This is a genomic window from Ectothiorhodospiraceae bacterium 2226 (genome assembly GCA_013348725.1).
Lineage (GTDB): Bacteria > Pseudomonadota > Gammaproteobacteria.
The window spans coordinates 1,830,434-1,853,360 of record CP054689.1; the positions used below are offsets into that span (position 1 = coordinate 1,830,434).

A 22,927-nucleotide genomic window follows, 5' to 3' on the forward strand; every position below is an offset into this window, starting at 1 on the left:
GCTACCCAGCGCGGGCGCGGGGACGTTACTCGGGGGATCGATCGTCCGGCGCCGCCTCGTTCGCCCGGCGCAGGCGGGCTTCCACTCGCGCGGCGGTCAGCAGGCGGTCGTCGACCACCTCGGGGTACAGCGGGTGGAACCGCTCGACCTCCAGGGCATGCGCGCGGGCGGCGTGTTCCAGCCGCTCGCGCACGGGCCGGGGCAGACCGTGCATCATCAGCAGCCGCGGTGCGAGGCGCCGGATGTACAGGTCGCAAAGACGTTGCTCCTCCTCGCTTCCCCAGTCCTCGCGGATCAAGCAGGGTGGAAACGCGTCCGCGTCGTCCTGGCGCTCGAACCACGCGCCGCGCGGCTTGGACCCCGCGCGTTCCTCGATGAGCTGCTGCAGGCGGTAGTTTACGGGCGGTACGTACACGTCCTGCACCGGCTCGGGCTCAGGGACATCGAGCTGCGCGGCGGGCATGGCGATCCACGAGGGGCGCGGGGGCGGCAGCGCCATGTCCTCGGGCTCGACGCAGGACTGCAGCAGCGCGAGGGGGCGCGCGTCCGCGCTGTCCAGCAGCCAGTACTCGTAGCGGTCGGCCGCGGGAAAGGGCGGCGTGGCGCCGTTTATCGCCTCGAACAGGCGGTCGGTGGCGGTGTGCACGGCGATGGGAATGGGATGCGCGGCCCGGCGCGTGAGGTGTCCGCCCGTGATGGTTGCGACCAACGAATAGCGCACGTCGGGGTGGGCCCCGTTCGCGTGGCTGGGGAAGCGTCCGTCCTCGGCCAGGGAGTACTGGATGGCCCAGTTTCGGCCGTCCAGGCTCAGGGCGCGCGCCCAGGGGATCTCGGCGACCTGGACTAGGCCCACGAACGGTGACAGCAGGCGCCTGGAGTACAGACGCACCGTGTCGGTGACGAGGCGCGGCGGCCCAAGCTGCGGTTCCGCGCGTTCGTCGCGCGCGGGCGATGGTGGCGCGGCCCCGCGCCGGAGTCGGCGCAGCCAGCGGCGCGTGCTGTCGAAGAGAGGCATAGGCTCGTCGATGTCCGTTCCGTTCCGGGCGGGTCCGGGCGGCGCCGCGCGGCGCCGTACGCCACCTGTCCCCCAGTCAGATCGTAGTCCTGTGTGCGGCGCGCGTCATCGACTACCTGGACCGCCGCCTTGACGGTGTCGAGCGTCGGGAGACCGGACTGTGCGGGGACTTTTCCCGCCTTGCCGATGCTACAATCTCACGTTTCCAGCGGCATTTGTTGATGAGGACCGTATCGTGACACCCAATAAAGGCCGGGCCTATTTCGCGCTTGTGGGGTATCACTTCGACCCCGCCGATATCACACGCCTGCTCGAGATAACGCCGACCACGTACAACGATGCCGGCGCGCGCAGCGGCCTGGATAAGCCCGTGATCAGTTCCTGGGAGCTATCCACGGAGACCGTCACCAGTGACGAGGGCGAGGTGGATGTCTATAAGCTGACGGAGAATATTCTGAAGCAGCTGGAGCCGGTCAAAGACAAGATCAACGCCGTGTGCAAGAGCCATAACCTGTCCCCCAGGCTGGGCGTCGTGCTGACCTTGTCCATCGATAAGGACGAGAAAGCCCCGGAGGTCGGCTTCGGCACGCGGGTGATCCGCTTCCTGGCGGAGACCGGCGCCTTCATCAATGTGGATTATGAGCTTGCCGAGAGAAAATAAGCGTCCACAGAAGAAAGCACGCCCGGAGGCGTGCTTTCCGAAGTCTGCTTGAGTAACCGCGCGAGTTTGGGTTCGCGCAGTGATAGCCTCAAGGCTTCTTGGGGGTCTGGTACGGCACCTCTTTCTGAAACGGTTCCCAGGTGGTCGTGTAACCGACAAAAAACGCCCCCGGGGTAATCTCTTTCTGCGTGGTGGTCACAAAACGCGTCTTACCCTCGGGTACTTTCGGTCGAGTCTTCTGACCTTCTCCACTCATGGTTAACCTCCTCTTGACTGGGATCGCTGCCAGCATCTATAGCTGAAATGTTATTCTTGCCAAGATTTTAACGCAATTGAAGCCGGCGCATAGCGGCCGATAGATTAATTGTTTTTAGCCGCGCATTCCTGTTGCTAATACGCAAGCAATGCCGTTATTCAGACCTACCTAGTGCTAAGCGCGCTTTACCTAACTCCGCCGAACAGTGCTGCGCGCACAACGGCTGCAAAGCGTGCGGGAAGCATTCGAGAATCAAATCGAACTCGTCGGCGACTTCCTCTGCCAGCGCAACATCCGCGGTGAGTGCCGCCAGGACATTCTGCGCGGTCGCCTTGTTCACCCGGCAGATGACCGCCAGATGGAAGGGCAGCTGCTGCTCCATGCTGACCGTGAGTGCCTTCTCATAGGCCTTGATGGCCTCTTTCACGCGCTCCGGATTCTCCTCCGACTCACCGAGGTGCAGTAGCGCAGAACCCCGGTTGTTGTGCGTCGCCGTCAGCTCCAGGGCGTAATTGTCAGCATCGAGGACGGCGAGGGCGTTCTTGAACGCAACGACAGACTTCTGGAACGTCCGGTTCCCCTTGAGGTACCTGCCGTGCTCATGGAGCGTCAGGCCGAGCTGCTGCATGGTGCGCATCCACTGTTCCGGCGAGGCGTCCCGCGTCCACACCATGAGCGCCTTGGTGTAAGCATCCACGGCGATCTTCAATGACTTTGCGTCCCGGGCCAGGCGACCCAGCGCTTGGCTAGCCGTGCCGAGGTTATAGAGGGTCGTTGCCCATTCTGTCGGCAAGGCGCCCTGGCTTAACTCGCCGAGGGCACTGTTGAACGCCGCGATGGCCCTCTTATAGAGATCCTCATCGCGCTGTTGCTGTCCGATCGCCGCCAGCACGTTGCCCAGATCGTTCTGGAGCGCGACCCAAGCCACTACGTCCTGCTCCTTGAGTTGGTCGGTCAGGGCGGCTTCAAATGCTTCGGTCGCCTCAGCGTAAACATTGGCATTGAAGCGATGCTGCTCGTAGTTCCCCCGCGTGTGGCGGAAGTTGTCCATCACCGTGAGGTCGCTATCCGCCAGCGACGTTTCCGCGACATCAGGAATGAGCGAGAGGTAACGTTCGACGGCTTGCTCCAAGCGCTCATTGCCTGGATAGATGGTATAGACGTTGGAGAGCTTCATCGCGCGCGGTCGAGAATGTCGTTCAAATCGGGGTCGCCGTCCACAGGCCCGCCGCGGGCGATTTCTTCCTCGCTGGCATCGCGTATGGATAGGACCTCCAGCATGAAGGTGACTTCTCGGCCGCAGAGGGGATTGTTCCCGTCGACAGTCAAGGTCTTGTCGTCGAACCGGGTGACGATGAAGTTGCGCGTCTCACCCTTCTCGTTCTCCATGGTGATGGTCATCCCGATTTCTCGATACTCCTCGGGAACGTTCTCGATGCGGTCGGTGAACACCAGCGACTCGTCTCTCTCGCCGTAGAGGATCTTCGTGTCCACCGGGACCTCGATGACATCGCCGACCTTCTTGCCGTCGAGCGCCTTAGTCACGTCTTCCGACAGGACGTCGTTCACCCCGTGCACATAACCCAGGGGATAATCCACGGTAACGAGCACGGCGCCGCTCTTGTTGTCGACGACCTTATACTTCAGCTCGACGAACTTCTCGTGTTGTATCGTATCTGACATCGCAAGCGCCCTGTGTTGGCAATAACCACGCTTTTCGCTGTGGGTAGTCTGAGCCATCCCGGATGGATGGATTCAGACCTTCCCAATCAAAACAGCGTACAGCCAAAGATTTTCACCTTGTCCTTCTCGTAGCCGAGCACCAGTCGGCCCAGCCACTCGCCGTTATCCTTGGTGTTCTTCACCTTATACAGCACGGTGACGTACTCGCCACGTCGGATCATGCCCAAGTACTGGTAATCGTCCGAGAGGTTCTTTGCTAGGTTGCTGCGCGCGAACTGCTTTCCCATCTCGATTTCGTTCGCGCCTCTGATCAAGGTGCTGGAGAAGTTGCGCGTGAAGGCGCCGTAATTCTGTTCGTTCGAGTACTTGATGAGGTCGGCCCACATCGGGTGCGCTAATGCCAAAATCTCTTCATCCGTCTTTTCAACAATGGTCATCGGGAACTCATTCACTCTCTAAGGCCATCGAGCAGCCGGGGAAGGAACATTTCCCCAGGGGGGAAAAAAAGGACCGACACACGAGGTGTCGGTCCTCTATTAAAGCTAAAATGTCAGGCGGCTTGCAACATCAAGCCGCCGGCTTCTTAGCTCGCTACAGCGGTCGGTTCCGGTTCGTCCGCCACCAGGTGGTAGAGCGGTGCCTTCTCCATGGTGTACTCGCCCGTTTCCGGGTCACGACGCGAAACCGTCAGCACGTGCCAGTTCTCATCATCGAGCTTCATGGCATCACCGCGGTAGTAATACCCAGGCCAACGGGTTTCCTTGCGGAACAGGGTATGGTGGAACACGGCCTCCGAGGTCAGGAAGCGATGCTTCAACTCCCATGCGCGCAGCAGCTCATGGATGTCCTCGGCGGCGACCTTCTCCAAGTCCTCGCCCAACACCGCCATCTTCTTGAGGCCGATGTTAAGGAGCTTGTCGTTGGTCATGTAGTTCACCCCGAAACCGCCACAGTACTCGTCCATGAGCTTCTGCAGGCGATCAAGCCCTTGTCTGGGATTGATGTAGTTGGGGTTAACTGTGCCGGCGACCACCTCGTTGCGGTAAACCTTGTAGGTTTCCATCGGCTTGTAGATCTCTTCCCGGCGGCGATTGATCTGCGCCTCCGACACGCGGATGCCTTCCGCCTTGCCGTCGTCGATGTACTTGCAGGCGGCTTTCGCGGCCAGGCGGCCTTCGGTGAAGGAGCCGGACGAGAACGCGTGCGGCGTGCCGCCTACGGCATCGCCGGCACCGAACAGGCCTTCGACGGTGGTCATGCGGTTGTAGCCCCAGAAGTACTCCGGCGGAGACACATCCTCCGGACCCGAGCACCAGGCACCACAGCCAGTCGCGTGTGAACCCATGACGTAGGGCTCGGAAGTGGTCAGCTCGGGGTTTTCGTACTTGGGGTCGACGTCGGTCGAAGCCCAAAGAACCGCCTGACCAACCGTCATGCCCAGGAAGTTGTGCCAGCCGATCTCCTCGAGATGCGGATCCTGGAACGCCTCCATGGTGACCATGTGGATCGGGCCGCGACCGGCATTCACCTCGTTGATCAACGCATGGTTACGCAGGCAGGTGGGAATCGGGCGGTGCGTCCGATGCGACGCCTCCGGGTCCAGGTACTCCTTACCCACCATCTTCTGAAGCTCCGGGAACCACTTGGACTCGTACTCTTCGCCGTAGGCGTTCTGCGTGTAGGTCTTGAGGTGCAGGAAGTAGGCGCCGACGGGGCCGTAACCGTCCTTGAAGCGGGCAAGAACGATACGGTTCTCCATCTGCGTCATCTTCGCGCCCGCCTGGATCATCAGACCGTAGGCAGAACCCGAGGACCAGGGGGCGTACCAGACGCGACCCGCGCCTTCGCCGACCGAGCGCGGCTTGAAGATATTGGACGCGCCGCCCGCACCGCAGATCACCGTCTTGGACTTGAAGACGTGGTAGTTACCGGTGCGCACGTTGAAGCCAACCGCGCCGGCGACGCGATTCTCCTTGGCTTCGTCCATCAGCAAGTGGGTCACGCAGATGCGGTTGAAAACCTTGTCCGCAGATTTCTTCGCGGCTTCGGCAACAATCGGCTTGTAGGATTCACCGTGAATCATGATCTGCCAACGACCTTCGCGCTGATAGGCGCCGGTCTTGGGGTTCCTCATCAAGGGCAGGCCCCATTCCTCGAACTGGTGCACAGCCGAGTCCACGTGACGCGCCATATCAAAGGCCAGATCTTCACGCACCATGCCCATCAGGTCGATGCGGGCGTAGCGCACGTGGTCTTCGGGATTGTTCTCGCCGAATCGCGTGCCCATGTAGCAGTTGATGGCGTACAAGCCCTGGGCTACCGCACCCGAACGATCGATATTGGCTTTCTCCGCAATGACAATCTTCTTGTCCTTGCCCCAATACCGCGCTTCGAACGCTGCCCCGGTGCCGCCCAAACCCGCGCCAACAACCAAGACGTCGATATCGTCTTCAATAATTGTCTTGTAGGCCATCAGTAGTACACTCCTGCCTTCAGTTTCAAGCCGCCGGCTTTCAGGCTGCGTAAACCGCCCTCATCCATGCGGATGTACTTAGGCTCGTTAAACAACAGCTCACCGTCACGCATTTCCTTGTTGGGCTCTGCTGCATCGGCCAACTTGGGAATCGCCGTGCCCCAAGGCTTGGTGGTGATGGGCGCCACCAGGTCCATGTCCTTCTTGCCGTTACGGAACTTGATGCGCCACGCAATGATGCCTTTCTCTTCATCGCGATGTACACGCACCGAGTGGCCCAACGGGGCGAAATCAGCGTAACCGCGTACGTCAATGGCGTGCTGAGGGCAAGCCTTTACACAGGAATAGCACTCCCAGCACATGTTGGGTTCGATGTTGTATGCACGCCGCAGCGATTTGTCGATGTGCATGATGTCCGACGGGCAGATATCTACGCACTGACCACAACCATCGCAGCGAGTCATATATACAAAGGTAGGCATAGTGTCCTCTCTTCACTCTACTGATGCGTTCGTTATTGTTAGTAGTGGCTCGCAGGTTCACGTCGGATGCCAGGCCCCATGTTCGGGGGATTCTTACCCATATACTCCGGAATATCGGGGAATCGCGCCTGCACCGCCGGGTCCGTCAGGTCGTAGTCGGCAGGCAGATTCAGATTGGAACCATCCGCTTCAGCCACGCGCTTCTGATACGCGGCGGCCGGCTTGAAGAACATGTGCGCGAACTTCGACCAGGGTACGCCGCCAAACAGCACCACCGCGGAGATCATGAAGAGCCAGAAGAACAGATGCGCCAACCAGCCGCCGCCGGCGGTCGCGAAGATGCCCCACAGGATCGCGAAGCTCGTCGTCGCCAACAGCGACAGGATGAACAAGTCGGCGCGGACGATGCGGTACCAGGGATTCCCCCCGGAGGCGACGTTCACGCGAATCTTGAACCAGAACCAAAAGCCGCCGACGACCACCATCGCCGCGCCGACGTACCAAAGCAGCGGCCAAATGGCGGGAGCGGCGGCTTCGGCGTAGCCGAACACCAGAACGGCCGTGGCCACCACGAACAGAACGAAGCCATACATGGTGAGCAGATGGGCGACCCGGCGCTGCGGGTTGCAGAACTCGCCCGAGGCGAGCACGTCGTGGGCGAGGGTCTTCATGGCGATGGCGCCTTTGTTGACGTCCCGCTTGCGCGCCGCGCGGCTTCTCTCTCCGGCGGCGAAGAAGTACTCCGCGCTCCGCTTGTGAATGACGTCGAATATCGTGCCGGCTATCACAAGCACGACCATGGCCACGATAAATATCTGCATGGCAAGTGCAGGGATAGGGAGGTCAGCGAAGGGATTCATAGGCCACTTCCTCTGGTGTAGTCAGTATGAGACGACGGGCGGCTTGTAATGCAGCCCTGGGTCTGCGTTCTTTTTTTCAATCCGGGGCCGATGAAGGTGCGGCATTTCGCTCCGTGGTGATGCGCGTACATTCAGGGGCTGACCGGCAATAGCTTGAGGCGATCCGTACCACACGCCCGAGGGTAGTGGAAAAACAAGAGGCGGACAATGGGTTAGTGGTCTCGCGAGGGGGGAGTCTGTATGGAAAGAATCCAATGAGGGGATAGAAGGAACGAATGACCGGCAAAAATCATCGCCCTGCAGTGTGGTGCGGATGTTGTATTAGCGCATGGTAATTTATTAATGCAGGGCCGCCGTGGCGGAAGAAACCCGGTGCGGGCAGCTCGCGCGCGGCGGAGCGGCTGCGGCCCACGCGCATCGGCGCAGTTTGGTTTCGCTTCCCACGGTGCCCGCTTTTGCTGCGGCGGCGTAGCGGCTTCCTCGCCGCTGCAAGGCGGCAGCCTTCTTTCCGAAGGCCGCATGACGCACGCGGCTCTGAATGCATGCGCGCACTGCACTTAGGCGTCCGACCTAAGCGTGGCTTTTCGAATGTTTGCGCGTGACAGGGTCATGAGATCGGTGCGGGCGAAGCCCTTATCGGGTTGCTCGCGTTACTTCAGCGTAAGCAGGCGCAGGACCTTCTCGGCATCGGCCCGTTACTCCACCGCATGGGCGCGCGCCGGCATGGACAGGTCGGTGATGGCCATGTCCGGCGTGTCGTGAGGATGGTCTGCGTTACCCGGTCGTTGCGGGCGAGGTTCTGAGCCTTCTGACTGTCCGCAGAAGAAGTACGGGGTGAGGCCTTCGTTCACGTGGCCGACGGTGGTCGCCTGCCGGCCAGCCGTCGGCCTGAGCGTCGCGATGGTCATGATCCGGGGCTCGTACAGCACCGCCAGAAAAACCAAGGAGTCTAGGCGATTCCGCCGCGCGCCGACCGGCGCATTGCCTCAAGCCGCCGCGCCCGCAATGCAGGTTTGACCTTGGCGGGCGATCACGCCACCCTCTCCGCCATGTACGACCAACGCTATGTCCAACGGGAGAAGAACCGCGCCGTGCGCACGGGCAGAGCGCTGCGCTGGTTGATGGGGCTGGCGGCCGCCTTGCTCGCACCGCCGCTCTTCGCCGCCGAACGGGAGCCGGCGGTGCAGGCCTGTCCGGCGGAGCAATTGGAGCAGCGGCTTGGAAGCTATGCAGCGCTGTATCCGGACATGCGCTTCGTCAACCTGACCGGCGGCGACGCGACCTGGGCGGACCTCACGCGCCTGCGCACTCTGCTCGGGCCGGAGCCCGTCAATCTCGACTACGAGCACCCGGAGGACCTGCGTGAGACCTTGATGCGCGCGAGCCTGGGGCGAATACACCTGATGTTGACGCACCAAGTACCGTCCGCGGCGCTGTTCCAGGCCGATCGACCGCGCGATCCTCCGGACTTGGTCTGCGTGCTCACTATCGATCCCTGTCAGGCCGGAGCGGACGATCTGGCGGCTACCCGGCAGCTGCTCAACCTGCCGGACGGCGAGTTCGGCAATGTCCCCGAGGCCGCCTATCTCCGCAAGGAGGATTTCCTCGAGTTCGTGGTGGACCACGAGGTCTACCATTGCCTGAAGGCGCACACCGTCGGTCCGCAGCCCATGTCGGGCAAGCCGCTGTGGGCCGGTTATCACCACCACCTGGACGAGAAGGGCGCCGATGCCTACGCGCTCGCGCGCCACATCAAGGAGCGTGGGCGCATCACCGCCTTTGCGGAGAATGTCCAGCGCATCCGCAACCTCGCCTTGTACACCCTGGACCCGGACCATTTCACCTGTGATGCCATCGAGCGCGTGCTGGCCCTACCCGTCGACGAACTGGCGGCGCGCAACGAGCATGAGCTGCTCGAGCTCGCCAACGACCTGCGCGCCGAGCTCGATCCGGGTTACCCGGGCTATCTCGCCTATATCGCTTCGGCGATCGAGGCCATCGACCGTCTCGGCCTGGGCGATCAACTGGACCCCGCGCTGCGCGCACGGGTGCAGGGCCTGAGCGCCGATGAGGCGATGGTGCAGCGGCTGGTGCAGCGCACCGAGCGGTGCATGCAGATGATGCAGCTCGCGCCGGAGTGAAGTCAGAGTCGCCGGGTGGGCGGATAGGCGCGGCGTCGAGTAGGGCGCTCAGTGGGCCGGCACGGTGCGCGCGGCGGCCCAAGCGCGCAGGCCGTCGATCTGTTCGGCCATCACCACCGCCAGCGGGCGCGTGTTGCGGAGCTCGTCGAGCACGTGCTCGGTGGTGACCGCGGTTTGCTCGGCGTGGGCGGTATAGCAGGCGGACACCACCGCCTGCTCCAGTTCCGCGCCGGAGAAACTCGCGCTGTGCGCCGCGATGGCGTCGAGGTCGAAGCGCTCGGGATCGAGATCGCGCTTGCGCAGGTGAATGGCGACGATCAGGCGGCGCACGGGGGCATCGGGCAGGTCGACGAAGAAGATCTCGTCCAGCCGGCCCTTGCGCACCAGTTCGGGCGGCAGCGCCTGGATGTCGTTGGCGGTGGCGACGGTGAACACCCGCGCCTGCTTCTCGGCCATCCAGGTGAGCAGGGTGCCGAGGACGCGCTGGGAGGTCCCGCCGTCGCTTTCGGTCTGGATGCCCTTCTCGATTTCGTCGATCCACAACACGCAGGGCGCGAGCAGTTCCGCCGACTTGAGCGCCTCGCGCATGTTGCGCTCGGTCTCGCCGATGTACTTGTTGTAGACCCCGCCTAGGTCGAGTCGCAGCAGCGGCACGCCCCACACGCCCGCCACCGCTTTCGCGGCGAGGCTCTTGCCGCCCCCCTGCACGCCGAGCAGCAGTATCCCTTTCGGCGTGTCGGGCAGGCCGCGGCCGGTGCCGACGAAGTGAGAGTGGCGCACCTGCAGCCAGCGTTTGAGCCGGTCGAAACCGCCCACGTCCGCGAAGCTCGCGGTGTCGTACTCGTAGGACAGCATGCCGCCCTGCGCGACCAGCCGGTACTTGGCCTGCATCACCTCCTGCACGTCGCTCTGGGTGATGGCGCCGTCCTGCTGAATGGCATTGCGTACCAAGCGCCGCACGTCGCTCTTGGTCATGCCCAGCAGATTCCGCACCAGCATGCCCGCCGCGCGTCGGTCGACGGCGAGGCGCTGGTCCGGGTTCTTCATCTGCCACAGCTGCGCCTCTTCGCGCACGATCGCCTTGATGCGCTCCTCGTCCGGCAGCGAGAGCTCGAAGCGCGCGCAAAGCGAACGCAACTCGGGCGGGACCTCCAGCGCATGGCTGATCAGCACCAGGGTGACCTGGTTGAGCTCGCGGTTCTGGGCGATCTCGCGCACCAGGCGCACGATGCGCGGGTTGGTGAGGTAGGGGTGAAAGTCGAGCAGGACGACCACCGCGTTCTTCACGTGCCGCTTCACGGTGGCGAGCATCGCGTCGGGCTCGAGCGACGCATCGGCTTGTTCGCTATCGCCCTGCAGGCGCAGGGTCTCGGCCGTCGCGTAGGGGCGGCCCGTCTGGGCGTCGGTGAGCCCGATCGCCGCCGACCAGCTCAACAAGCGGCCCGGGCGCGAGGCGGCGATGGTCTTGAGCAGGCCGAGGCCGCGCGCTTCCTCGTGCGTCTCGATGACCACGATCGGGAAATGCGAGTCGAGCAGGAGTTCGAGGTTGCGTTTGTCGAGCATGCGCGCACGGTTATTATTCGGCGCCGCCAGTATGCGAAACCGCAGGGGTAGCTGCAAGCAGGGATCGAGTGGGCTCGCCGGGCGCGCTGGTCGACCTCGGTCGTCGGAGGACCGGAAGACGCGCTACACCGGCCGCGGGACCCTGGGTCGACCGAATGGGCACTCGAGCAGCGGGCGCTCCCAGTTCCCGGCGTCCGCAGCCGCTTGGTAGGTGCTCTGCAAGAATGCCATCAGCAACTCGTCGGGCGCCGAGGCCGCGCGCACGGCGTCGTAAGGCAGGATGAACTCGCTGAGCGCCTCGTCGAAGAACGCGGCCTGCGGCTGCACCGTCGCTTGTCGAAAGCCGGGCGGCTCCGGGTAGGCGTAGGAGAGAAACGCGGGATAGTCGAGCCCCCCGCCACCCGGCCAAAAGCCGGCGCTACTCACCTCGTGGGAGTACGCTTCGCGCGTTACGGCATCCGGCAGCCCGGGGATGCCGCCGGGATGCGGCGGCGCCGCGCGCCCCGAGAAACGCGTCACCGCCAGATCGAAACTGCCCCAGAAGAAGTGCACCGGGCTGACCTTGCCGACAAAGCCGGAGCGAAACCGCTTGAACACCCGGTCGACCTGCAGCAGTGCGCGCCAGAAGCTCAGCGCCTGTTCGGGGTCGTAGGCGCGGGGTGCGCGGTCTTCGCTGAAGGGGACGGCGTCGGGGATCTCGTTGGGAGTGCCGTGGATGCGCACCGGCACGCCGAGTTCGTCGAGCGCGTGCAGCACCGCGGCGTAGAAGTCGGCGACCGAGCCGGGCTGCAGGGGCACTTTGGCGGTGCCGCCGTCGCTGACCTGGAGCACCAGCGTTTGGTCCTGGAAGTCGAAGGTGAGTTCGAAGGCCCGGTCCCCGTGCGGGATCGGCGAGGTGGTCAGCCCGCGCGCGTTGAGGTACAGCGTGACGTGCCAGGAGTGATTGACCCAGGGCGTCTGCGCGAGGCGCACCTTACCGACGATCTGCATCCAGAGATGGAGCGTGGTGCAGGTCTCGCGCCACGCCTCGTAGGGCAGCGCCGGCCAGTCCGGCGTCGCTTCATCGGGAGCTTGAGGCATCGCGGGATTCCTCGGATGGTGAGCGATGAGCGGTAGTGCGCGCGCGGACGCGATGGCATCCGTAGCCGTTCAGTATAGGTGCCGCGTGGCGCGCTCGCGGGAGCCGCTGCATCAGTAGGCGGGCGCTTCCAAGTGCCTATATAGTTGGCAGGCTCGCGCTCGCGCGGCATTGATCAAGGCAGGGCCGTCGGGCTCGAACAAGCAATAAGGAGAACAGGATGAAAACGTTAAGGGTGGTGGCAGCCGGTATTGCTGTTTCGCTCGCCGGTTTCGGCGCGCTGGGTACGCTGCAGGCACAGGAATCGGAGATGACGTTCTTCATTACCAGCGTGGGCAAGGGCGACGGCGCCAATCTCGGCGGGCTCGAGGGCGCCGACGCGCACTGCCAGGCGCTGGCGGAGGCGGCCGGCTCGAAACAGGAAAACTGGCGCGCCTACCTCAGCACCACCGCGCCCGGCGGCGCGGCGGGGGTGAACGCGCGCGAGCGCATCGGCAGCGGCCCCTGGCACAACGCCAAGGGCGCGTTGATCGCCGAGGACGTGGACCAGTTGCACTCGGACGACAACAACATCACCAAAGAGACCGCCCTGAACGAGAAGGGCGAGGTGGTGATGGGCCGCGGCGACGCGGTGAACCTGCACGACATTCTCACCGGCTCGGACCCGCAGGGCATGTACTCCACCGCCGGCGGCGATACGACCTGCAGCAACTGGACCAGCAACGGCGAGGGTTCGGCCATCGTCGGCCATCATGACCGGGTGGGGCTGAAGGACACCCGCCACATGACCTCGTGGAACTCCTCGCACGGCACCCGCGGTTGCAGCCAGGAGGCCCTGCAGGGCACCGGCGGCGCAGGGCTGTTCTACTGCTTCGCCGCCAACGACTGACGGCGTGCCAGCGGCCCGGAGGCAGCACGCCCTCCGGGCCATTCTTACTTCTAGCGACGCGTCGGCATGGCACATGCCCCCCGTGCGTTACACCAGATCCGATCAATCTTGAGGCGATGTCACGCGACCGTGTCGCGGCGCGTTTTGGAACGTCGTTGGGCGAGGCAAGCGTGCCCTCGTAGTCCCCTGTCAGTGCGCGGTAGCCCACGCTACCCGCTACGCCATCGCCATAAGCTCTACGTGCTGCCTGCCGGCGCAGAGCGCCGTTGACGGCGCTGGTACAGGCGCACGCCGACGAAGCCGGTGGTGAAGGCGATGAAGTGGAACGCGAACGTGTAGTCGTTGGTCACCAGCAGCCAGAAGGTCGGCTCCCAGAGGGCGAACAGCCCGATCCACAACCAGGGTCGGGGGCTGAGCGCGGCGTAGGCTGCCATCAGCCCGAAGCCGCCGGCGCTCGCGCCGTTGAACACGCGGTACCAGCCGCCCTCGCCGAAGGTGTGCACGTCGGGGAACAGGGGATACAGCAGGTGCAGCAGCACGCCCGCCCCCAGCGCGGCCGCGGCCGAAGTGCCCCAGAAGATCGCCAGCGCGGCGAGCGCGCCCAGGCGTCGCTCCACCAGCACGCCGAATGTGCCGATCAGGATCGTGATCAGGATGACCTGGTCGACCTGGGTGTTCACCAGCGGCGTGACGAACAGATTGGGCAGGATGCGCAGCGGCGCTTCCGTCAGATCCGGAATGTGGTAGTACAGGAGGTGGTCGGTGGCGAACTCGTCGCGGTCCATGATCAGCGCGGTGACCCACGAGGGCACCAGCAGCACCCACACCACGACCGGCGTGCGGCGCAGCGCGCGCCCGACGCGCGTCTCGGCGAGCCGCTTCATCCAGAGGGTGCGTGGCATGCTGCGCAGTATAGGAAGGACCCGACCACGGCACCCTGCTCGCTCAATCGCCCATCATCGCCTTGATGGGCGCCTTCACGCGCTACCCGGTCGCGGAGGACGAGACCGGTAGCGCGTGCGGCGGCCTAGCAGCCGCTGACACAGCGGCCGCTCGCGTCGAAGGCCATGGTGCGCCCGCTGAGCGGCAGGTGCACCGGTACCTTGACGGCCTCCATGAAGCGCGCCGTGCGCGTGCCCGCGATTACCCTGCCGTTCTTGGTCGCCGCCTCGTTGGCATGCGAGGGGATGACCGCCGCGGGCTGCACCAGCTCGTTGATGACGTAGGCCGCCTCGGTCGGGCCGGTGGTGAAGGTGTCGCCGATATTGATCACCGCAAGCCGGGCGCCGTAGTGTCCGCGCACCACGGTATCCTGCTCCGCGGTGATGCCGGTGTCGCCCGAGAGGTAGACCACCAGGCCGTTGGAGAAGGTGAGCACGAAGCCGGTGGCCGGGCCCGCGTAAGCCGTCAGCCCCGCGCTGTCCAACAGGTGGCCCAGGTCGCCGCCGACCATCGCGCCGGCGATACCGTTGGAGTGCACCGCGGGCACGGTGGTGATCGCCACGCCGCCCACCTGACGCGAGGCCCCGAAACGCACCAACTGTGAGGCGCTCGGGTCGCCGCCGCGTGCCGCCAGCTTGCCGGCGAAGAACTGCGGCATCTCGCTGCCGGAAACGATCAGCGCCTTTTTCTCCAGCGCGATGTTCACCGCGTTGGTGTCCGGGGTGGCGGGGTGCGGGACCTCGACCTTGTCGCACGCACCCGCATTGACGCGCGCGATGTGGCGGTCGCCGACGTGATCGCCGTGCATGTGGGTGATCAGCACGGCGTCGACCTTGCCGAGGCGCTCGTCCCTGGGGCCGGCCACGGTGCGGCCGGGATCGTACAGCAGCCGGGTGCCGTCCGGGTCCTCGAAAATCATGGCGCGATCGAACTGACAGAACTCGCCGTCGTGGCTGCCGAGCGGGGTGATCTTCACGTTGGCCGCGGCGGCCGGTGCGGCGGCCGACAGGCCGAGGGTCAGCGCCCCGACGAGGATGCGCGCCATCCGGGAGGTGGTGGTGGACATTGTTGTGCTCCCCGCTCTCTGACATCGTGTATCCCACGGCGACTAACGACCCGCCGCCGTTCCCTTAGGAAGCTTATCAAGTGCACCGCTCGAATGTGATGGCGCTGACAGTCTGGCTGCTCGCCTTTGCCGCCGCGGTGGCGGCGAACGGGGCGTGCGTGCGTTTCGACAGCCCCGCCGAGGAACTGCGGTTGCGCCTTGCGGCCGCGGCCCACGCCGCGCTACACGATCCCCTGCGGGTTCCCTTGCCGGATTCGGCTTGGCATAGTGGCGGGCACCGGTAGCAGCAGTTTCTTTCTCCCGATAGGGGGTTTGCCGTGGACCGAGGCAGAGTGCTGGGCTGGGTGGGCGTCGCGATCAGTCTCTGGATCGTGTTTCGCAGTGCACTCGGCAGCGTCGAGAGCGTGACGGCGCTGCTCGCATTGGCGGTGGCGTCTCACTTGGCGGTCGGAAGTATCGTCCTCTTCGTGATCGCCACCGGGGTGATCGCCACCGTGCGCAGCGATCTTGCCGCCGAGGATGCGTTGTACGCGCTCTATTTGCCGATGTACGTGATGTTCGCGGTGATTTACGTGCTGCTCTGGGTGTCGGTTCGGGCGCCGGAGCTCGCCCGCCGCGGCGATGGGCCGGACATTGGGGGCGGTGACGGCGGCAACGGCTGCTGAGGAGACGAAGGAGAGCGGGTGGCGGATTCCTGGGTGTTGTACTGGTTGGCCTGCGAGCGCGGCAAGACCTACGTGGGTATTACCAACAACCTCGCGCAGCGTTTTCGGCAGCATCAGGCGGGCCTGGGCGGCAAGTTCACGCGGGCGTTTCGCCCCACCGACATCCTCGCCGTGCAACCGTTTCCGGATCGCGGCTCCGCCACGCGTGCCGAGCGCCTGCTGAAGGCGAAGTCCCTCGCCGCCAAGCAGGCATGGGCGCGGGACTGGCCCTACCCTCCCGCGTAGTTCGTAAAAACCGACGACACACACGCCGTTTTGCGCTTGACCCTGCGCCGCGCGCGCTCTTACGCTTGGGCCGCCCCACCGCGGCGATGCCCGCGCGCACAAAAACGATAAGGGGAGGGGCATGGCCAAGCTCTACTGCAAATATCATCGCGACGTGCCGGGGCGTCACCGCTGCGGCCGCTGCGGCATCGTGTACTGCCGCCAGTGCGTTACCGGCGACGCGGCCGAGCCCCGCTGCCCGGTGTGCACCGATGCACTGGCCTCGCTCGGGATCGGCAACACCATCCAGCCGTTTTGGCAGCGCCTGCCGCGCATCTTCGCCTATCCCGCCACCCCCGGCGTGCTCGGCTATCTCGCCGTGCTGTCGCTGATCAGCATCTTCATGGGCCTGCCGCTGGTCGGTCTGGTCGTGGCGCTGGCGGTGACCTACGCCATCCTGAAGTACGGCTATGTAATCCTGGAGTCGACCGCGCAGGGCAACCTCACGCCCGAGCACGTGACCCTGAAGCACCTGGACTCGGGCAACCACCTGCCGCTGAAACAGATCGGGGTGTTCGCGGTGATGATTATGGCCGTGGTGGCGATCGCTCACTTCGTGCCGCCGCTCGCGCTCCCCGCGTGGCTGTTCTTCCTGTTGGCGATCCCGGCCTCGGTCATCGTGCTGGCCACTACCGAAAGCTTCGTCGAGGCGATCAACCCACTGCGTCTGGCCGCCGTCATGCACCAGATCGGCTGGTCCTACTTGGTGCTGTACGCCTTTCTCATCCTACTGTCGGTGAGCTCCGGCGTTGCCCAGGAGATACTGGCCAACGCCATCCCCGTATGGCTGTTCCTGATGGTCGGCACCTTCGTCGGCGGTTACTTCATGCTGATCATGTTTCACCTGATGGGCTACGTGGTGTACCAGTACCATGAGCAACTGGGTTACGAAGGCGTGCGCGAGTTCGAGGCGGAGCCCGCGGGCGCAGGCGCGGCGCCCAGTACGCCGGCGGCGTCCCCTGCGGCGGCGCCGTCGCCCAGTGCGGCCCTGCTCCAGGCCGTCGACATCCTGCTCGCCGAGGGCAAGACGGCGGAGGCCAAGCAGCGGCTCGCGGCCGAGGTGCGCCGGTCCAACGAGCCCGCGCTGCACGCCCGCTACCACAAGCTGCTGTTGACGCTCGGCGACAAGGACGCGCTCGCCAAGCACGCGCGCCGTTATGTCGCGCTGCTGATGCAGCGCAAGGAGCGCGCCAAGGCGGTCGACGTGTATGCCGCCGTGGCGCGTCGCGTGCCCGGTTTCGCGGTGGAGGACCCGCAGGCCACCTTTGCGCTGGGCACTGCGGCGGCCGAGCTGGGGCGCCCCGACGTGGCGCTGCGGGCGCTGAGCGGCTATGCCGGCCGCTTTCCCGACAGCGAGCACATTCCGGCCGCGTACTTCCTGGCCGCCAAACTGCTCTGCGAACACAAGAACGACTGCCGCCAGGCCAGGCAAATCCTGCGTTCGCTGGCGGGCCGTTTCCCCGGCCACGCCATGGCCGAGCAATTCCGCCAGTACCTCGCCTTCGTCGAACGTCTGGAGGGCGCGCCGTCCCCCTAGTTCATCTGTGCTTCCCGCGGCATAGGGATGGGGCTCCGTTGTCAGCGGGGCCGAGTTCGTAAGGAAGCAAAGCGACAATCACGCTTCGCCTGGCGTGGATCTAGCAGGCAAGTTCAGACCTTCCCAAAGGCCTACTGGAACTTGGTGGCCTGGTGCAGGCAGGCGGCCGATCGCTGTTCGTCCCCCTGTCGCCGCCAGGCCTCGCCCACGGCGAGGAAGGCCTCGGCAATGCCAGGCAGCGGCTCGCCGCGCCGCGTGAGCGCGCCCAGGATGCCCTGCGCGGTGCTCGGGAAGCCACCCTTGGCGTAACGCGTCGCCAGCCGCAGCAGCGCCGGTGCGGACAGTTTCACCTTGCCGCCGGTGGTTTGCAGATAGCGGCGGAACACGTCATGACTTTGGCCCACCGGCAGCCCCGCGCGCGCCAGCAGGCGCGTGGCGGCGTAATGTTGCAACGCGCTGCCCGGTTTCAGGCTGGCGGCGTTGAACAGCTGGGTCAGTACCTCCTCGTCCTCGGGCGCTTGGCGGTGCAAGTCCTCGAACACCGCGAGCGCCTGATCGATCTTCAGGTCCGCCTGCAGGCGCAGCCCCTCCGCGAAGGCCGTCTTGCGCCGCTCCTGTTCGGCGCCGGCATCGAGAAAGGCGACGTTCAAACCCGGCAGCCAGGCCTTGGCGCCCAGCGCGAGCAGCGCCCCCGCGAGCAGCCCGCCCACGTGCGCCAGGTAGGCGACATTGCTCGGTCCGCCGAACATGATCTGGTAGAACTCGTGGCCCAGCCACAGGATGAACATGATGTAGGCGGGCGCCTTCACGTAATTGAAGTAGAACAGCACCCAATAGAAGAAGCGGATGCGCCGGCGCCCATACAGGATGGCGTACAGGCCCATCACCGCGGAGATGGCGCCCGAGGCGCCGACCATCGGCACGGCGCTGCCGAGGTTGAAGGCGAAGAACAAGCCGGCCGCGGCCAGCCCGCCGATCAGATAGAACCCGGCGTACACCAACGAACCCAGCGCGAGCTCCACCGCGAGGCCGGCGAGAACCAGAAAGACCATGTTGCCGATCAGGTGGCCGAGGTCGCCGTGCAGAAACATGTGGGTGACGAAGGTGACCGGCTCGGCCTTTTGCGGCACCAGGCCGTAGCGGAAGTAGGACGCGGCGTGCAGGTGCTGCTCGAAGGCGGCGCGTTCGCCTTGCCACAGCGCGTACTGCGGGTGGTCGACCGTCACGATGCGCGACTCGCGCAGGGCCGCCATGAACTCGCGGTCGGACTCCATGGCGAACAGCAGCACGTACTCGTCTTCGGCGGTCGCGCGGCGCAGGCGGTCGAGGTGGGGGGCGCGCCGCCGCTCCAGGTCCTCGAGATACAGCGGCAGCTCGATCTCGGGCAGTTCGGAGGCGAAGTAGTAATCGGCCGCCCGCTCGAAGCGTTCCTCGTCGCCCGCCTGGTAGCCGAAGAACACGACCGCGTTGATGAGCACCAGCAGCACCGTGACGACCGGCGGCCGGCGCCAGTCGATGGCCCGCTCGAGCGGAATAATGAGCATCGTGTCCCCCCTTGGCGCTAAGTTACCGCGCGCGGCGGCCGAGGCCAAGCGCGGGAAACGGCGGCCGATCAGGAGGTTCGGTGCGGGCTCGCGGCGCCCGGGAGGGTGGTCAGTGCGCCGCGGCCCCTTCGCGCAGCGTCCAGTCGATGAGCGCCGCCGCCAAGCGGTCGCCGGCGCGCCCGAACGCCTCCACCACGGCGGGGACCTCGGCACTGCGGGTCGGCTCGATGACCTCGAAGCGCCGACCGGCGTGCAGGCGCCGCCCGGCGAGGTCCACCAGCTGCGCGTCGAGTCGGATCACGACGTGCGGCGCGCCGTCGCGATACTCGGTCTGGAAGGCGCGTAGCACGCCGCCGAGTTCCAGGTCGGCGCGCAACATGTCCGCGTCGGTGCTGAGCTGGCGCACGCGGCCGTCGTTCTGAAAGGCCTCCAGCAGGTGGTCGCGCCACAGGATCGGCACGGGCGAGGTCCAGCGTGCGCCCTCGTACACGCTCAGGCGGTGCCCCTCCGGCAGCACGGCGATGCTGGCCGTGCCGAGCAGGTCGTTGTGCGCCGGGCGGGTAATGCGCAGCGCCCAATCCACCGGCGGTTCGCCGGCATCGGCTACCGCGGACGGGGGCAGGCGATACAGATCGTAGGTGCGCGCCTCGGGCAGGATGTTGCACCCGACCAACGCCCCCGCGAGCGCGGCCGCGGCAAGCAGCCGCCACGGGCGGCTTGGGTATTGGACGCTCATGGCGAGAAGCCCCTGACGCTGTCGCGGCGCAGCAGCGCGCCGGACGGGTCTTCCTCGATGCGCCGAGTGAGGTCGCGCAGGGCCGCCAGCGTGCTGCGCAGGTCATGGATGGCGGGCGCCACCTCGCCCAGACCCTCCATGGCCCCGCCGAGCGCATCCTCGTGCTCGGCCAGCAGGGCCTCGATGTTGCCCGCGGAACGCTCCAGCGAGCCGATGGCGCGCGTCGCGCTGCCGAGCACCGCCTCGCCGTGTTCATCGAACAGGCGGTTGGCGTTGCCGAGCAGCGCCTGGGCCTGCTGCATGGCCTCGGCGGCCTCCCGCAGGGTGTGGTCCAGGCGATCGCCGGCGCGCGCCAACCCCTGCATCCCCTCGCGCAGGTGATCCTGTTGTTCGGCGAGCACGCCGGTGGTGCGTTCGATGTTCTCCAATACCTGGCTGAAGCGTGCCAGGTTCTCGTCCGACAGCAGTTGGTTGGCCTTGAGGACCAGCGAGCCGACACCGTCGATCAGCTCGTCGCTTTCGCGGCGCAGCCGCGCGATGGGCGAGGGGTGCGCCATGATGACCGGCACTTGGCGTGCAGGGGCGCGCAGCGGGGGGCTCTGCGGGGAGCCGCCGCTCAGGGCCACGTGATAGGTGCCGGTGACGATGGCGGTGAGGCCAAGCTCGGCGCGGGTATCTTCCCTGACCGGTGTGTCGGGCTGCACGCGGATGCGCGCCACCACCAGGCGCGGGTCGTTCGGGTGGAGCGCGAGCCGTGCGACCTCGCCCACCCGGATGCCGTTGTACAGCACGCTGCTGCCGGCGGTGAGGCCGGAGACTTCCTCGCTGAATACCACGTCGTAGTAGTCGGTTTCGCGTTCGAGGCCGCCGCCGGCGAGCCACAGCCCGAACCACAACAGGCCCGCCACGATCAGGACGGTGAACAGACCGATCAGTACGTGATGCGCGCGCGGTTCCATTCAGCGGGTCTCCTGTACCGGTGCGCGGGCCGTTTGCGCCGCCCGCCCGCGCGGTCCGTGGAAATAGTCGCGGATCCAGGCGTCATCGGCCGCGGCCACCTGCGACACCGGGCCGGCCACCAGCACCCGTCGCTGCGCCAGCACCGCCACACGGTCGCAGACCGCGTGCAGGGTGTCGAGGTCGTGAGTGACGAGGAACACGGTGAGACCGAGCGCGTCGCGCAGGGTCAGCAACAGCTGATCGAAGGCCGCGGCGCCGATGGGGTCCAGCCCCGCGGTGGGCTCGTCCAGCAACAGCAGGTCGGGGTCCAGCGCCAGGGCGCGCGCCAGCGCGGCGCGCTTGATCATGCCCCCCGAGAGTTCGGCGGGGTAGCGCTCGCCCGCCTCGGGCGGCAGACCGGTGAGCGCCAGCTTGATGCGCGCGAGGTGCTCGGCGTCGCGGCGCGGCAGGCCGAAGTGCTCGATCAGGGCCAGCGCGACGTTCTCGACCGCGGTTAGCGAGGAGTACAGCGCGCCATGCTGAAACAGTACCCCGCTGCGGTAGGCGAGCAGCGCCGCCGTCTCATCGCCGCGGTAGTCGACGGTCTCGCCGCGCAGGCGGACCACGCCCGCGCTCGGGCGGTGCAGGCCCACGATGGAGCGCAACAGGACCGACTTGCCGCTGCCCGAGCCGCCCACCACGCCGAGGATCTCGCCGCGGTAGACGTCCAGGTCCAGACCCGCGTGCACCACCGCGCGGCCGAAGCGGTTCACCAGCCCGCGCACCTCGATGAGGGGCGCCTCCGGCGCGTGTGGCGCGGGCGCGCTCACCAGCCGATCTCCATGAAGAACATCGCCGCCAGGGCGTCGACCAGGATGACCACGAAGATTGCCTGCACCACGCTGGAGGTGGTGTGGGCGCCGACCGACTGCGCGCTGGCGCCGGCCTTGAAGCCCTCCAGGCAGCCGATGGCGCCGATCAGGAACGCGAACACCGGCGCCTTGAGCAGGCCGACCAGGTAGTCCGTTACCGGCACCTCGGCGAGCACCGCAAAGAAGCGCGCCAGCGGGATGTCGAGCACGTTCGCCGCGACCACCGCGCCGCCGGCGAGGCCCGAGAGCATGGCGATGAAGGTCAGCATGGGCAGCACCACCATCAGTGCGATCACCCGCGGCAGGACCAGCAGCTCGATGGCGTCGAGGCCCTGGGTGCGCAGCGCGTCCAGTTCCTCGTTGGCCTTCATGGAGCCGATATGCGCGGTGAAGGCGCTGGCGGTACGGCCGGCCACCAGGATGGCGGCGATGAACACGCCGAATTCGCGCAGGAAGGAGTAGGCGACCAGGTCGATGGTGTAGATCGTGGCGCCAAACTCGGACAGCACCGCGGCGCCGAGGTAGGCGACCACCGCGCCCACGGCGAAGGTCAGGATGGCGACGATGGGCACGGCGTTGAGGCCGGTCTCCTCCATCTGCTTCACGATGGCGGTGATGCGCCAACGCCGCGGCTGCAGCACACCGCGCGCGAGCGTCGTCAGGATGAGCCCGATGAAGCTGAGCAGCAACAGCACTTCGCGCCACACCGCCACCATCGCGCGGCCCATGCGGGCCAGCACGTCGATCACCACGTGGGGCGACGCCGGCGCGGCGGGCGCCTCGCGATGAACCGCCTCGCCGATCGCCTGGAGCAGCGCGCGGCGCTCGCGCGACAGGCCGGGGGTGGCGTCGGCCAGTGTGCGCACCCGCTCGCCGCCCAGTAGGTGCACCAGCAGCGTGGCGCCCGCCGTATCCAGGTCGCCGATGCCGGTGAGGTCCAGCTGTGGTTCGTCGCGCAGGCGCACGCCCGCCACCGCGCGGTGGAGGGCGCGATAGTGCGCCAGCGTCCAGTCGCCGGTTGCCAGCAGGCGCGTGCCCTCGCCCGCCCCCCATACCTCCAGTCGGCCGGGGGTACTGCCGTGCCCCGGGGGCCTCCCCGTGGCCCCTGTCCCGTCCGTCATCCCCTGGTGAACCCTCTAAACTACTGTGTGCGCCCCTAATGATAGGAGGCGAGCGGAGGAATCCCAGGATCGGCGCACGG

Annotated in this window: 25 protein-coding genes; 7 read left to right on the forward strand and 18 right to left on the reverse strand. The window is 66.0% G+C overall.

The genetic code is table 11. From position 1 onward, the window contains the following. Positions 1–25: 25 nt before the first annotated feature. Positions 26–889, reverse strand: coding sequence for a hypothetical protein (locus HUS23_08740; protein QKT05021.1), 864 nt, complete (start codon positions 887–889; stop codon positions 26–28). Between the two features lie 361 nt (positions 890–1,250). Between HUS23_08740 and HUS23_08745 the strand changes: the two genes are divergently transcribed. Continuing rightward, on the forward strand, positions 1,251–1,676 hold the full coding sequence (locus HUS23_08745) for a DUF4279 domain-containing protein (GenBank protein ID QKT03897.1): 426 nt from the start codon (positions 1,251–1,253) through the stop codon (positions 1,674–1,676). A gap of 88 nt (positions 1,677–1,764) precedes the next feature. Here the strand turns inward: HUS23_08745 and HUS23_08750 are convergent, their stop codons facing one another. The 8 genes from HUS23_08750 to HUS23_08785 form a co-directional block, all read right to left on the reverse strand. Continuing rightward, the gene (locus HUS23_08750) at positions 1,765–1,932 is read right to left on the reverse strand and encodes a hypothetical protein (GenBank protein ID QKT03898.1); all 168 of its coding nucleotides are present in this window, start codon (positions 1,930–1,932) and stop codon (positions 1,765–1,767) included. A gap of 154 nt (positions 1,933–2,086) precedes the next feature. After that, the gene (locus tag HUS23_08755; protein ID QKT03899.1) at positions 2,087–3,109 is read right to left on the reverse strand and encodes a hypothetical protein; all 1,023 of its coding nucleotides are present in this window, start codon (positions 3,107–3,109) and stop codon (positions 2,087–2,089) included. Further along, positions 3,106–3,615 (reverse strand): peptidylprolyl isomerase, encoded by a 510-nt coding sequence (locus tag HUS23_08760; protein ID QKT03900.1) that lies wholly within the window; start codon positions 3,613–3,615, stop codon positions 3,106–3,108. Before HUS23_08760 ends, HUS23_08755 begins: the two co-directional genes overlap by 4 nt. Before the next feature lie 86 nt (positions 3,616–3,701). Then, positions 3,702–4,052, reverse strand: coding sequence for a hypothetical protein (locus tag HUS23_08765; protein ID QKT03901.1), 351 nt, complete (start codon positions 4,050–4,052; stop codon positions 3,702–3,704). Between the two features lie 146 nt (positions 4,053–4,198). Beyond that, entirely contained in the window at positions 4,199–6,088 is a 1,890-nt protein-coding gene (locus HUS23_08770; GenBank protein ID QKT03902.1) for an adenylyl-sulfate reductase subunit alpha, read from the reverse strand. Next, positions 6,088–6,570: an adenylyl-sulfate reductase subunit beta gene (gene aprB / locus HUS23_08775; protein ID QKT03903.1), complete on the reverse strand. Its 483-nt coding sequence runs from the start codon at positions 6,568–6,570 to the stop codon at positions 6,088–6,090. The genes HUS23_08770 and aprB overlap by 1 nt, the downstream gene beginning before the upstream one ends. Positions 6,571–6,608: 38 nt before the next feature. Further along, the gene (locus HUS23_08780) at positions 6,609–7,391 is read right to left on the reverse strand and encodes an adenylyl-sulfate reductase (GenBank protein QKT05022.1); all 783 of its coding nucleotides are present in this window, start codon (positions 7,389–7,391) and stop codon (positions 6,609–6,611) included. A gap of 734 nt (positions 7,392–8,125) precedes the next feature. Continuing rightward, positions 8,126–8,338 (reverse strand): hypothetical protein, encoded by a 213-nt coding sequence (locus HUS23_08785; protein ID QKT03904.1) that lies wholly within the window; start codon positions 8,336–8,338, stop codon positions 8,126–8,128. A 111-nt stretch (positions 8,339–8,449) separates the two neighbouring features. On the opposite strand from HUS23_08785, the gene HUS23_08790 reads away from it, so the two are divergent. After that, entirely contained in the window at positions 8,450–9,571 is a 1,122-nt protein-coding gene (locus HUS23_08790; GenBank protein QKT03905.1) for a hypothetical protein, read from the forward strand. Between the two features lie 48 nt (positions 9,572–9,619). Here the strand turns inward: HUS23_08790 and HUS23_08795 are convergent, their stop codons facing one another. Next, positions 9,620–11,134, reverse strand: coding sequence for an AAA family ATPase (locus HUS23_08795; GenBank protein ID QKT03906.1), 1,515 nt, complete (start codon positions 11,132–11,134; stop codon positions 9,620–9,622). A gap of 123 nt (positions 11,135–11,257) precedes the next feature. Next, positions 11,258–12,214 (reverse strand): hypothetical protein, encoded by a 957-nt coding sequence (locus HUS23_08800; protein ID QKT03907.1) that lies wholly within the window; start codon positions 12,212–12,214, stop codon positions 11,258–11,260. A 218-nt stretch (positions 12,215–12,432) separates the two neighbouring features. Here HUS23_08800 and HUS23_08805 point away from each other — a divergent pair, with 218 nt between their 5' ends. Beyond that, entirely contained in the window at positions 12,433–13,101 is a 669-nt protein-coding gene (locus HUS23_08805) for a hypothetical protein (GenBank protein ID QKT03908.1), read from the forward strand. A gap of 236 nt (positions 13,102–13,337) precedes the next feature. Here HUS23_08805 and HUS23_08810 read toward each other — a convergent pair whose 3' ends face one another. Both HUS23_08810 and HUS23_08815 read right to left on the reverse strand, forming a co-directional pair. Continuing rightward, positions 13,338–14,003: a rhomboid family intramembrane serine protease gene (locus tag HUS23_08810; protein ID QKT03909.1), complete on the reverse strand. Its 666-nt coding sequence runs from the start codon at positions 14,001–14,003 to the stop codon at positions 13,338–13,340. A 125-nt stretch (positions 14,004–14,128) separates the two neighbouring features. After that, positions 14,129–15,109, reverse strand: a complete 981-nt coding sequence (locus tag HUS23_08815; GenBank protein QKT03910.1) for an MBL fold metallo-hydrolase — start codon at positions 15,107–15,109, stop codon at positions 14,129–14,131. 80 nt (positions 15,110–15,189) lie between these two features. Between HUS23_08815 and HUS23_08820 the strand changes: the two genes are divergently transcribed. The 4 genes from HUS23_08820 (at position 15,190) to HUS23_08835 (ending at position 17,635) form a co-directional block, all read left to right on the forward strand. After that, positions 15,190–15,393, forward strand: coding sequence for a hypothetical protein (locus HUS23_08820; GenBank protein ID QKT03911.1), 204 nt, complete (start codon positions 15,190–15,192; stop codon positions 15,391–15,393). Between the two features lie 33 nt (positions 15,394–15,426). Beyond that, positions 15,427–15,774 carry a hypothetical protein gene (locus HUS23_08825; GenBank protein QKT03912.1) on the forward strand — a complete coding sequence of 116 codons (348 nt, stop codon included), beginning with the start codon at positions 15,427–15,429 and terminating at the stop codon, positions 15,772–15,774. 18 nt (positions 15,775–15,792) lie between these two features. Next, a complete protein-coding gene (locus HUS23_08830) occupies positions 15,793–16,059 on the forward strand; it encodes a GIY-YIG nuclease family protein (GenBank protein QKT03913.1) in 267 nt (88 codons plus the stop codon). A gap of 121 nt (positions 16,060–16,180) precedes the next feature. Further along, a complete protein-coding gene (locus tag HUS23_08835; GenBank protein QKT03914.1) occupies positions 16,181–17,635 on the forward strand; it encodes a hypothetical protein in 1,455 nt (484 codons plus the stop codon). 131 nt (positions 17,636–17,766) lie between these two features. Here the strand turns inward: HUS23_08835 and HUS23_08840 are convergent, their stop codons facing one another. The 5 genes from HUS23_08840 to HUS23_08860 form a co-directional block, all read right to left on the reverse strand. Beyond that, entirely contained in the window at positions 17,767–19,179 is a 1,413-nt protein-coding gene (locus tag HUS23_08840) for a rhomboid family intramembrane serine protease (GenBank protein ID QKT03915.1), read from the reverse strand. Positions 19,180–19,288: 109 nt separating this feature from the next. Beyond that, positions 19,289–19,915: a membrane integrity-associated transporter subunit PqiC gene (locus HUS23_08845; GenBank protein ID QKT03916.1), complete on the reverse strand. Its 627-nt coding sequence runs from the start codon at positions 19,913–19,915 to the stop codon at positions 19,289–19,291. Beyond that, positions 19,912–20,874: an MCE family protein gene (locus HUS23_08850; GenBank protein QKT03917.1), complete on the reverse strand. Its 963-nt coding sequence runs from the start codon at positions 20,872–20,874 to the stop codon at positions 19,912–19,914. The genes HUS23_08845 and HUS23_08850 overlap by 4 nt, the downstream gene beginning before the upstream one ends. Next, complete coding sequence (locus HUS23_08855) at positions 20,875–21,684, reverse strand: ATP-binding cassette domain-containing protein (GenBank protein ID QKT03918.1); 810 nt, start codon at positions 21,682–21,684, stop codon at positions 20,875–20,877. Continuing rightward, positions 21,681–22,847 carry an ABC transporter permease gene (locus HUS23_08860; GenBank protein ID QKT03919.1) on the reverse strand — a complete coding sequence of 389 codons (1,167 nt, stop codon included), beginning with the start codon at positions 22,845–22,847 and terminating at the stop codon, positions 21,681–21,683. Before HUS23_08860 ends, HUS23_08855 begins: the two co-directional genes overlap by 4 nt. Positions 22,848–22,927 lie beyond the last annotated feature (80 nt).

What these genes read in the sequence shown, in the direction of transcription:
- HUS23_08845 (QKT03916.1), bottom strand. Translation starts at nt 19,915, where the DNA reads ATGAGCGTCCAATACCCAAGCCGCCCGTGGCGGCTGCTTGCCGCGGCC.
- HUS23_08780 (QKT05022.1), bottom strand. Translation starts at nt 7,391, where the DNA reads ATGCAGATATTTATCGTGGCCATGGTCGTGCTTGTGATAGCCGGCACG.
- HUS23_08795 (QKT03906.1), bottom strand. Translation starts at nt 11,134, where the DNA reads ATGCTCGACAAACGCAACCTCGAACTCCTGCTCGACTCGCATTTCCCG.
- aprB (QKT03903.1), bottom strand. Translation starts at nt 6,570, where the DNA reads ATGCCTACCTTTGTATATATGACTCGCTGCGATGGTTGTGGTCAGTGC.
- HUS23_08760 (QKT03900.1), bottom strand. Translation starts at nt 3,615, where the DNA reads ATGTCAGATACGATACAACACGAGAAGTTCGTCGAGCTGAAGTATAAG.
- HUS23_08785 (QKT03904.1), bottom strand. Translation starts at nt 8,338, where the DNA reads ATGACCATCGCGACGCTCAGGCCGACGGCTGGCCGGCAGGCGACCACC.
- HUS23_08755 (QKT03899.1), bottom strand. Translation starts at nt 3,109, where the DNA reads ATGAAGCTCTCCAACGTCTATACCATCTATCCAGGCAATGAGCGCTTG.
- HUS23_08810 (QKT03909.1), bottom strand. Translation starts at nt 14,003, where the DNA reads ATGCCACGCACCCTCTGGATGAAGCGGCTCGCCGAGACGCGCGTCGGG.
- HUS23_08800 (QKT03907.1), bottom strand. Translation starts at nt 12,214, where the DNA reads ATGCCTCAAGCTCCCGATGAAGCGACGCCGGACTGGCCGGCGCTGCCC.
- HUS23_08850 (QKT03917.1), bottom strand. Translation starts at nt 20,874, where the DNA reads ATGGAACCGCGCGCGCATCACGTACTGATCGGTCTGTTCACCGTCCTG.
- HUS23_08860 (QKT03919.1), bottom strand. Translation starts at nt 22,847, where the DNA reads ATGACGGACGGGACAGGGGCCACGGGGAGGCCCCCGGGGCACGGCAGT.
- HUS23_08750 (QKT03898.1), bottom strand. Translation starts at nt 1,932, where the DNA reads ATGAGTGGAGAAGGTCAGAAGACTCGACCGAAAGTACCCGAGGGTAAG.
- HUS23_08770 (QKT03902.1), bottom strand. Translation starts at nt 6,088, where the DNA reads ATGGCCTACAAGACAATTATTGAAGACGATATCGACGTCTTGGTTGTT.
- HUS23_08840 (QKT03915.1), bottom strand. Translation starts at nt 19,179, where the DNA reads ATGCTCATTATTCCGCTCGAGCGGGCCATCGACTGGCGCCGGCCGCCG.
- HUS23_08835 (QKT03914.1), top strand. Translation starts at nt 16,181, where the DNA reads ATGGCCAAGCTCTACTGCAAATATCATCGCGACGTGCCGGGGCGTCAC.
- HUS23_08805 (QKT03908.1), top strand. Translation starts at nt 12,433, where the DNA reads ATGAAAACGTTAAGGGTGGTGGCAGCCGGTATTGCTGTTTCGCTCGCC.
- HUS23_08765 (QKT03901.1), bottom strand. Translation starts at nt 4,052, where the DNA reads ATGACCATTGTTGAAAAGACGGATGAAGAGATTTTGGCATTAGCGCAC.
- HUS23_08815 (QKT03910.1), bottom strand. Translation starts at nt 15,109, where the DNA reads ATGTCCACCACCACCTCCCGGATGGCGCGCATCCTCGTCGGGGCGCTG.